General features: G+C 75.1%; 7 protein-coding genes and 2 pseudogenes. All 9 read right to left on the bottom strand.

Going from position 1 to position 9,101, the window contains the following annotated elements:
• Positions 1-288: pseudogene (locus HUX53_RS08100) on the bottom strand (3-carboxy-cis,cis-muconate cycloisomerase); the annotation flags it as partial.
• Positions 278-829 (bottom strand): protocatechuate 3,4-dioxygenase subunit alpha, encoded by a 552-nt coding sequence (gene pcaG, locus HUX53_RS08095; RefSeq protein WP_176402538.1) that lies wholly within the window; start codon positions 827-829, stop codon positions 278-280. The pseudogene HUX53_RS08100 and the gene pcaG, both read right to left, overlap by 11 nt.
• Positions 829-1,494, bottom strand: a complete 666-nt coding sequence (pcaH, locus tag HUX53_RS08090) for a protocatechuate 3,4-dioxygenase subunit beta (protein ID WP_176402537.1) — start codon at positions 1,492-1,494, stop codon at positions 829-831. The genes pcaG and pcaH overlap by 1 nt, the downstream gene beginning before the upstream one ends.
• A 112-nt stretch (positions 1,495-1,606) precedes the next feature.
• Complete coding sequence (locus HUX53_RS08085; protein ID WP_176402536.1) at positions 1,607-2,584, bottom strand: sigma-70 family RNA polymerase sigma factor; 978 nt, start codon at positions 2,582-2,584, stop codon at positions 1,607-1,609.
• 133 nt (positions 2,585-2,717) lie between these two features.
• Positions 2,718-5,642: a tetratricopeptide repeat protein gene (locus HUX53_RS08080; protein WP_176402535.1), complete on the bottom strand. Its 2,925-nt coding sequence runs from the start codon at positions 5,640-5,642 to the stop codon at positions 2,718-2,720.
• A gap of 460 nt (positions 5,643-6,102) precedes the next feature.
• Positions 6,103-7,002: pseudogene (locus HUX53_RS42970) on the bottom strand (GPP34 family phosphoprotein); the annotation flags it as partial.
• Positions 7,003-7,073: 71 nt separating this feature from the next.
• Positions 7,074-7,325 carry a hypothetical protein gene (locus HUX53_RS08065; RefSeq protein ID WP_176402534.1) on the bottom strand — a complete coding sequence of 84 codons (252 nt, stop codon included), beginning with the start codon at positions 7,323-7,325 and terminating at the stop codon, positions 7,074-7,076.
• 10 nt (positions 7,326-7,335) lie between these two features.
• On the bottom strand, positions 7,336-8,250 hold the full coding sequence (locus HUX53_RS08060) for an SPFH domain-containing protein (RefSeq protein ID WP_176402533.1): 915 nt from the start codon (positions 8,248-8,250) through the stop codon (positions 7,336-7,338).
• 74 nt (positions 8,251-8,324) lie between these two features.
• On the bottom strand, positions 8,325-8,963 hold the full coding sequence (locus HUX53_RS08055; RefSeq protein ID WP_176402532.1) for a hypothetical protein: 639 nt from the start codon (positions 8,961-8,963) through the stop codon (positions 8,325-8,327).
• Positions 8,964-9,101 lie beyond the last annotated feature (138 nt).

Here is a 9,101-nt window from a genome sequence, read left to right as displayed (position 1 = left end):
CGACAGATGTGTAGACGAGACAGCCAGCGGCACAGCGGGGTTGCCGGAGCCGCGGGCCCGGCGGGCGACCGCGACGAGGTCGAACCGGCCCGCGTCGGCGGCGGCGGTGATCGCCCCGGCCGCCTCGCCGGGAATGATGCCGAGGCGGGCCTGCGCGCGGGCGAGCGCCGCCTCGGCGTCCAGCATCGCGGTCAGGTAGGCGAGGTCGCTCGTGGCGGCCTCCGCCTCCGTCCCCGCCCGGACGGGGGACAGCAGGCCCGCGTCCGGGCCGGGCTCGTCAGTAGGCAAGGAAGACCGTCTCTCCTTCCCCCTGCAGCCGGATGTCGAACCGGTACCCGCGCTCGCCGTCCCGCTCGGCGATCAGCGTCCCGCGCCGGTCGTCCGGGACTTCCGCGAGCAGCGGGTCGGCGCCGTGCGCGGCCTCGTCCTCGGGGAAGTACAGCCGGGTGAAGACGGGCTTGAGCAGGCCGCGGGCGAACACGAGCACGGCGATGTAGGGCGCGCCGTCCCCGGACACGCCGGGCTTGACGGTGCTGAACCAGTAGCCGCCGTCCCCGTCGGTGCCGCACCGGCCGAAACCGGAGAACCCGTGCCCGGCCCGGACGCGCCCGCCGGGACGCTGCGGGATCTCGCCGTCCCCGTCGGGCTGCCAGATCTCCAGCAGGGCGTCCGGCACCGGCTCGCCGGCGCCGTCCAGGACCCGGCCGCGCACCTGGATCGCGTCCGGCCGCCACGGCGGGACGACCTCCGGGCCCGCCGCGTACGGCAGCGCGTAGCCGAAGAACGGGCCGACCGTCTGCGATGGCGTGGTGAGAGAAGGAGTGCTCATCAGGTCTCCATCGGGGTGTCGCCGAGAACGATGTCCCACTGGTAGCCGAGCGCCCATTCCGGCTTGGTGGTGTCCATGTCGAACCGGGAGATCAGCTTCTCGCGGTCCTGCTGGTCCGGGATCGACTGGAAGATCGGGTCGAACGCGAACAGCGGGTCCTCGGGGAAGTACATCTGGGTCACGAGCCGCTGGGTGAACGCGGTGCCGAACACCGAGAAGTGGATGTGCGCGGGCCGCCAGGCGTTGTGGTGGTTGCCCCACGGGTAGGCGCCCGGCTTGATCGTGATGAACCGGTAGCGGCCGTCGCCGTCGGTCAGGCAGCGTCCGGCGCCGGTGAAGTTGGGGTCGAGCGGCGCCGGGTGGATGTCGCCGAGGTGGTTGTAGCGGCCGGCCGCGTTCGCCTGCCAGACCTCCACCAGCGCGCCCCGCACCGGGCGGCCGGCGCCGTCGAGCACCCGGCCGGTCACGATGATCCGCTGGCCCTGCGGCTCCCCGGAGTGCTGGACGGTGAGGTCCTCGTCCAGCCGGCCGAGCTCCTGGTGCCCGAAGACCGGCGAGGTCAGCTCCACGCTGTCCGGGCCGAGCTTCGGCATGATCAGTTCCTGCCGCGGGGCGCGGAGCACGGTGCTCTTGTAGCCCGGGTACAGGTACGGAGGATGCGTCATGCGCCCTTCCCTTTCTGCGGTCCCACGTGGACGTCCACCGCCCACCACCCTGGCAGGCCGCGCCGGGCGCGCCGAACCGGGGCTTCCGCCCAGTGGAAACCCCGGGGACCGGTCAAAGGTGCTCGGCCAGCCCGAACAGCGGGAACAGGCTCGTGTCGAAGAACGCCGAGACGTGCGCGACGCCGTCCCCGGTGACGCTCAGGACCTGCAGCTGGTACGCGCGGTGCACGCCCTCCTCGTCGCGCATGTAGAGCCCGAACGCCGGCTGCGCGTTGGCGGCCGCCGGGACCATCCGGATGTCGCCCGGGGCGGGCCCGCACTGGGCGAGGATGAGCCGCACGACGACGTCGGCGCCGACGAACCATTCGGGGAACGGCGGCATCTCCCAGACGACGTCCTTCTTGAACAGCTCGATGAGCCCGGTGATGTCGGCGTCCTCGAACGCCTTGGCGTACCGCTCCAGCAGCTCGCGCTGGGCGGGGTCGGCCGGCTCGACCAGCTCGTCCCGCGCGGGCGCGTCCCGCTCCAGCTGGGCCCGCGCCCGCTGCAGCGCGCTGTTGACCGCCGCCGTCGAGGTGTCGAGCAGCTCGGCGACCTCGGCCGCCCGCCACTTCAGCACGTCCCGCAGGATCAGCACGACCCGCTGCTTGGCGGGCAGGTGCTGCAGCGCGGCGACGAACGCCAGCCGGGTGCTCTCGCGGGCCGCGACGATCGTGGCCGGGTCGGCGGCGTCGGCGCCGAGCACGGCGTCGGGGGCCGGCTCCAGCCACGGCACCTCCGGCGAGGCCACCACGGGCCGCTCCGGCTCGTCGCTCGGCGCGCCCAGCCCCGACGGCATCGGCCGCCTGCCGCGCTGGTCGATCGCGGTGAGGCACACGTTCGTGGCGATCCGGTACAGCCACGTCCGCAGCGACGAGCGCCCCTCGAAGTCGCCGTACGAGCGCCACGCCCGCAGGAAGGTCTCCTGCACCAGGTCCTCGGCGTCGTGGATGGAGCCGAGCATCCGGTAGCAGTGCGCCAGCAGCTCCCGCCGGTACGGATCGGCGAGCTCCTGGAAGTCTCGGTCAGATTCGATCGTGCTGTTCGCCATGGTGGTGGTCACCTCTGCTCGGCGGCATCGCTCCGTCGGCCCGGCCGACGGGCCCCGTCGCCCCCGACCGTAGGAGACCCCACCGACAGAACGCCTGCACTCCGGATCCTACGCGCCCGTCTCGGCGCCGTCCTCACCCGAGCAGGGACGCGAGCAGGGCGCGGGCGCTCTCCGCGGACTCCCCGTCGCCGGCCTTCGCGCAGACGGCCGCCGCCTGCGCCAGGTACGCGCGCGCCTCCCCGGGCCGGCCGAGCGCGGACTGGATCTCGCCGAGCAGCAGCAGGCTCCGGCCGCGCCCCCACCGGTCGCCGATGTCGGCCTGGATCTCCAGCGCGTCGAGCGCGTGCCGGAGCGCCTCCGCCCGGCCGCCGGCGCCGAGGTGGGCGCGGGCGATGTTGTCGAGGGTGTCGGCCGTGCCGCGCCGGTCGTCGATCTCGTACCGGATGACGAGCGCCCGGCGGCCGTGGTCGAGCGCCTCGCCGGTCTCGCCGAGCCGCCGCATGAGCCGCGACAGCGTGTTCAGGCTGTCGCCCTCGCCGCGCCGGTCGCCGATCTCGCGGCGCAGCGCGAGCGCCCGCGTGACGAGCCCGAGCGCCTCGGCGCAGCGCCCGGCGTTGCGGTGGACGCGGGCGAGCAGGTCGAGCATCTCGCCCTCCCCGTACCGGTCGGCGGTCTCCCGGTGGATCCGCAGCGCCGCCGCCCCCGCGGCGAGCGCGCCCTGCTCGTCGCCGAGCCGCCAGCGCGCGTGCGCGAGGGTGCCCAGGCTCTCAGCCTCGCCGTGCCGGTCGCCGATCTCCCGGTGCAGGGCCAGCGCCCGCTGCGCGAGGCCGACGGCGACCTCGTTGCGGCCGAGCCTGCGGTGGTTGCGCGACAGGGTGTCCAGGCTCTCGGCCTGGCCCTGCCGGTCGTCGGTCTCGGTGCGGATCCGCAGCGCCGCGCCGGCGTGCCGGAGCGCCTTGCGGTACCGGGCCATGCAGTAGAAGATCCGCGCGAGGCCGTCGCGGGCGGCGCTCTCCCCGTCCAGGTCTCCGATCTCCCGCAGGATCGCGATGGCCTTGCGGGAGTGCCGGACGGCGGCGCGGAACGCGGCCTGGTGGCCGCAGACCTCGGCGAGCAGCGTCCGGGTCCGGCCCTCCGCGGCGAGGTCGCCGATCTCCCGCTCGATGCGCAGCGCCTCCTTCAGCGCGCGCCTGGCCGCCGGGTACTGCGCCAGCCGGCGGCGGACCCGTCCGATCGCCTCCAGCGTCTCCGCCTCGCCGTAGCGGTCGCCGGTCGCCCGCTGGATCCGGAGCGCCTCGGCCAGCTGCGCGAGCGCCGCGTCGTGCCGGCCCAGCTCGCCGTGCAGCCGCCCGATGAGCGTGAGCGCCTCGGCCTCGCCCGTCCGGTCGTCCATCTCCCGCTTCGCCGCCAGGACGCCGAGGGCGGTGCGCAGCGCCCGGCCGTACCGGGCCTGCCTGCGGTCGATGTGCGCGAGCGTGAGCAGGTCGTCGGTCTCGCCGTGCCGGTCGCCGGTGCGGCGGCAGATCTCCAGGGACTCCTGGGCGCACTCGCGGGCGCGGGCGTACCGCGCGGTGCGCGCGTGGATGCGGGCGAGCACGTACAGGGCGCCGCTGGCCCCGGCGAGGTCGCCGATCTCCCGCTGGATCGCCAGGGCCTCCCGCGCCCGGGACAGCGCCTCGTCGTAGCGGCTCTGGTGCCAGCGGACGAGCGCGATCTTGGCGGTGCTCTCGGCGATCCCGCGGCGGTCGCCGATCTCCCGGCGGATCCGCAGCGACTCCCCGGCGTGGCCGGCGGCCTCCCGGTAGCGGCCGGTGCGGATGCCGAGGCGGGCGAGGACGTCCAGCGTGACGCCCTGCCCGGGGCGGTCGCCGGTCCTGCGCTGCACGCGCAGCGCCTCCTCGGCGTGCCGCAGCGCCGCCGCGTGGTCGCCCGTCCTGCACTGGACCCGGGCGATGGTGGCGAGGCTCGCGCCCTGCGCGATCCGCTCGCCGCGCCCGGCCCCGGCCCCGGCGTGGATGGCGAGGGCGGCGAAGGCGTGGGCGAGGGCCTCGCCGTACCGGCCGGCGCTGCGCTCGATCTCGGCGAGGTTGGTCAGCGTCCGGCCGAGGCCGTACCCGGCCTTCATCCTGCGCTGGAGGGCGAGGGCCCGCTCGGCGTCGCGGCGGGCGGCGGCGTGCCGGCCGAGCCGCCACTCGACCAGCGCGACGAGGTTGAGCGCCGACGCCACGCCGTGCTCGTCCGCGATCCGCTCCCTGATGGCGAGGGCCTGGCGGGCGTGCCGGAGGGCATCGTCGTACTGCCCGGAGTCGTGGTGGAACCGGGCGATGGTGCACAGCGCCTCCGCCTCCCCGTACTGGTCGCCGAAGTCCCGGCAGATCTGCAGCGCGCGGGTGGCGTCCGCGAAGGCCGCCGGGCGGTCGCCGAGGTTCTCCAGGACGCGCGCCCGGCTGATCAGGCTGGTGGCGACGCCGGTGAGGTCGCCGATGTCCTCGCGGATGCGCAGCGCGTCGCCGGCGCGGCCGAGCGCCTCGGCGAGCCGGCCGCTGCGCCGCAGCGTGCGGGACATGCCGTCCAGGACCTCGCCCTGGCCGCGCCGGTCGCCGAGCCGCTCGCGGACGGCGAGGGCCCGCCGGGCGTAGTGCAGGGCCCGGTCGACGTGGCCGAGGCGGCGCAGGACCCGGGCGATCATCTCCAGCGCGTCGGCCTCCCCGGCGCCGCCGCGCAGCTCCCGGTGCACGCGCAGCGACTCGCGCGCGTGCCGCAGCGCGATGCGGTGGTGCGCGAGCCGCCAGCGCGCCTGCGCGATCTGCTCCAGCGCCTGCCCGACGCCGTGCCGGTCGCCCTCCCGGGTGAGGATCTCCAGCGCGTGCTCCCCGTGGTCGAGGGCGTCCTGGTAGCGGCAGCAGAGCCGCGCCGCGCGCGAGCGCGTGTTGAGCGCCCAGCCCGCCCGGCGGTGATCGCCGAGCTCGGTGAAGATCTCGTACGCCGCCCGCGCGTCCGTGCCGGCCTCGGCGTGGTTGCCGCGGTCGCAGTGCACGACGGCGAGCTGGTCGAGCATCAGCGCCTCGGAGTGCCGGTCGCCCGCGGCCCGCGCGGGCGAGCCGCTCCGCCGCGTACTCGCTGAGCAGCTCGTGCAGCCGGAACCGGCCGACGGTGCCGGGCTCGACGAGGTGCCGGCGGACGAGGCCGCGCAGCAGCCCGCGAGCCTCCTGGACGGGCACGGCGAGCAGCGCGGCGAGGCTCTCGGCGCCGAAGTCGTAGCCGTGCAGCAGGCCGAGCATCCGGAAGACGCCCTGCTCGCGGGCGGTCAGGGCGTCGTAGGACAGGTCGAAGGCGGGCCGGATGGCCGGGCCCGCGCCGCCGTCGAGGGCGAGCGCGTCGAGCCGGCCGCCGCAGGTCAGCTCGTCCACCACGGCGGCCACCGAGTCGAACGGCCCGGCGGCGAGCCCGACCGTGGCGATGCGGATGGCGAGCGGAAGCCGGGCGCAGGAGTCGGCGAGGTCGGCGACCGCCTGCGGCTCCCGCTCGCCGCGGCCGCCGCCGAGCAGCCGCGCGACGAGCTCGCGCGACTCGTCGGTGGTGAGCGGGCCGACGGGGATGGAGACCGCGCCGAACTCCGCGTCGAGGCCCTCCAGCCGGGTGCGCCCGGTCACCACGACCAGGCAGCCGGCGCCGCCCGGGACCAGCTTGACGATCTGGCCGGCGTCCGCCGCGTTGTCGAGCACCACCAGGACGCGGCGCTCGGCGACGAGGGAGCGGAACAGCGCGGCCCGGCGGTCCTCGTCCGCCGGGATGTCGCGGGGGGCGAGGCCGAGGTCGCCGAGCAGCTGGAACAGCGCCCGCGCGGGCGTCGCCGCGCTCCACCTGGGCAGGCCGTGCAGGTCGAGGAAGATGTGCTCGCCGAAGCGCGCGGCGTTCCGGTGCGCCCAGTGCAGCACCAGCGACGTCTTGCCGACGCCGGCCATGCCGTGGATCTGCACCACGGTCGCCGGGCCGCGGTCGCCCGCCGCGGCGAGCGCCACCGCCGCCGCGTCGTAGCTGTACACGTGCGCGACCGGGCGCCCCCGCAGCGCCGACGACGCCCCGCCCCACAGCGCCTTCACGACCCGCGGATCCTTCACGGTGATCTCCTGGTGCGGGAACAGCCCCAGGATCCGGCGCCCCCGCACCCGGATCCAGCCGTCCCGCACCAGCTCGTCCCGGACCGTCCCGACGAGGGCCTTGGCGTCCTTGCGCACCCAGTGCTGCCACGACCGGGGCCGCGAGGCCGCGATCTGCGCCAGCACGCCGTACGGGTCGTCGCCCGGCGTCCCCGGGACGGGCCGGCGCCGCTCCTCGCCGAGCCGCCCGTCCAGGAACAGCTCGGTCAGCGCGGCGGCCCGCAGCACGTAGCCGAGCCGCGCTCCGCCCTTGGTCATCTTCTGCTTCCTCAGGTCGTACGCCAGCAGGTACATGCGCGCCGCCAGCGACTCCGGAACCTCGACCATGGCTAGTCCTCGCCCCCGCCCTCCGGCGGGTCGCTCTCGTCTTCCCCGTCCCCGGGGCGCCTCGCCCTGCGCGGGCGCCCGGGGCCTCGCATCCGTCCCGCCGACCCGGGCATCCGGCCCGCGTCGGCGAGGGCCTGCCGGAGCAGGAACTCGATCTGCGCGTTGGTGCTGCGGAGCTCGTCGCCCGCCCACCTGGCCAGCGCGTCGTGGACGGCCGGGTCGAGCCGCAGCAGGATCTTCTTCCGTTCCGCCACTGGTTCCGGGCTACTGGTAGAGGGTGCCGGTGTTGACCACCGGCTGGGCGTCCCGGTCGGCGCAGAGCACGACGAGCAGGTTGCTGACCATCGCCGCCTTGCGCTCCTCGTCCAGGTCGACCACGTTCTCCTCGTCCAGCCGGTCGAGGGCGAGCTGCACCATGCCGACCGCGCCCTCCACGATCCGCTGCCGCGCCGCCACGACCGCGCCCGCCTGCTGCCGGCGCAGCATCGCCTGCGCGATCTCCGGCGCGTACGCCAGCCGGGTGATCCGCGACTCGATGATCACCACCCCGGCGGACGCGACGCGCTGCGCCAGCTCCTCCGACAGCTGCGCGGTGATCTCGTCGGCGTTGTCGCGCAGGGACGTCCGGTCGGCGGCGTCGTAGGGGAAGCTGCCCGCGATGTGCCGGACGGCCGCCTCCGTCTGGAACGCGACGAACTCCACGAAGTCGTCGACCTCGAACACGGCCCGCGCGGTGTCGGCGACCTGCCAGACCACCACGGCGGAGATCTCGATCGGGTTGCCGTCCAGGTCGTTGACCTTGGCGAGCCCGGTCTCGTGGTTGCGGATCCGGGTGGACACCCGGCGCCGCTCGGTCAGCGGGTTCACCCACCGCAGCCCGTCGGTGCGGACCGTCCCGGAGTACCGGCCGAGGAGCTGCAGCACGCGCGCCTCGCCCGGCGCGACCGGCGTCAGCCCGACCAGGATGACCAGTCCGGCCAGCGCCAGCAGCGAGCCCACCGTGATGCCGACGGCGAGCGCGGCGACCCCGCCGGCCAGCACGCCGAGGGCGATCGCCACGCCGCCCACCGCCATCCACAGCAGGCCGACGCCGAGCATCGTCCAGCCGCCGCGGTCCCGCGCCGGCCGCTCCTCGATCTTCGGCCGCGGCATCTCCACCTTGGCCCCCGTGTCCACCATGTCATCCTCCTCCTTGGTTATCACCAACATAGCAAAGTGATATCACTTTTACCAATCCGAGGGGAACGTCGGGGTCAGGGTGCGGTGACGAGGTCGGGCTCCTCGGCCTCCTCGATGACCTTGGGGACGTTCCGCAGCGTCACCAGGGCGAAGACGGCCACCAGCGCGGCGAGACCGGCGCTGCACACCAGGGCGGCGTGCATCCCGTCCACGAACGCTTCGCGCGCCGCCTCGCTCACCTGCGCCGCGACCGTCGCGGGAAGGTTCGCGGCGGCCTGCAGTGCGGCGCCCAGCGAGTCGCGCGCGGCGGACGCGGCCGGAGCCGGAAGGCCGCCGGGCAGATCCAGCGTGTTCCGGTAGACGGCGGTCAGCACGCTGCCGAGGATCGCCATGCCGAGCGCCGCGCCCAGTTCCGTCGCCGTCTCCGCGATCGCGGACGCCGAGCCCGACCGGTCCTTCGGGACGGACGCGAGGACGGTGTCGGCGGTGACCGTCATCGCCATCCCCATCCCGACGCCCGACAGCAGCATCGCCGGGACCATCACCGCCCAGTACGAGGTGTGCAGGCCGATCACCAGGTAGCCGGTGAAGCCGCCGGCGGACACCAGCATGCCGGCCGCGACGACGCGGGCGCGGCCGAGCGCGCCGATCAGCGGCGGGGGGAGCGCGGGGCCGCCGGCCCTGGCGCCGCGCCCGGCCCGTCTCTTATACACACCTCCGAGCCCACGCGGCGGACCCCCATCTCGTGTGCCCTCCTCTGCCTGAAAAAAAAAAAACAATAAGCGTGTAAGTGACCAACGAAGCGCACACACCCCACACGCGGGAAACTGGTACCAACACACCGAGGAACA

It is taken from the genome of Actinomadura sp. BRA 177 (assembly GCF_013372625.1).
Taxonomy (GTDB): Bacteria; Actinomycetota; Actinomycetes; order Streptosporangiales; family Streptosporangiaceae; genus Spirillospora.
The sequence above is the reverse complement of the archived record's forward strand: the minus strand, read 5'-3'. Positions and strand labels throughout refer to the sequence as shown.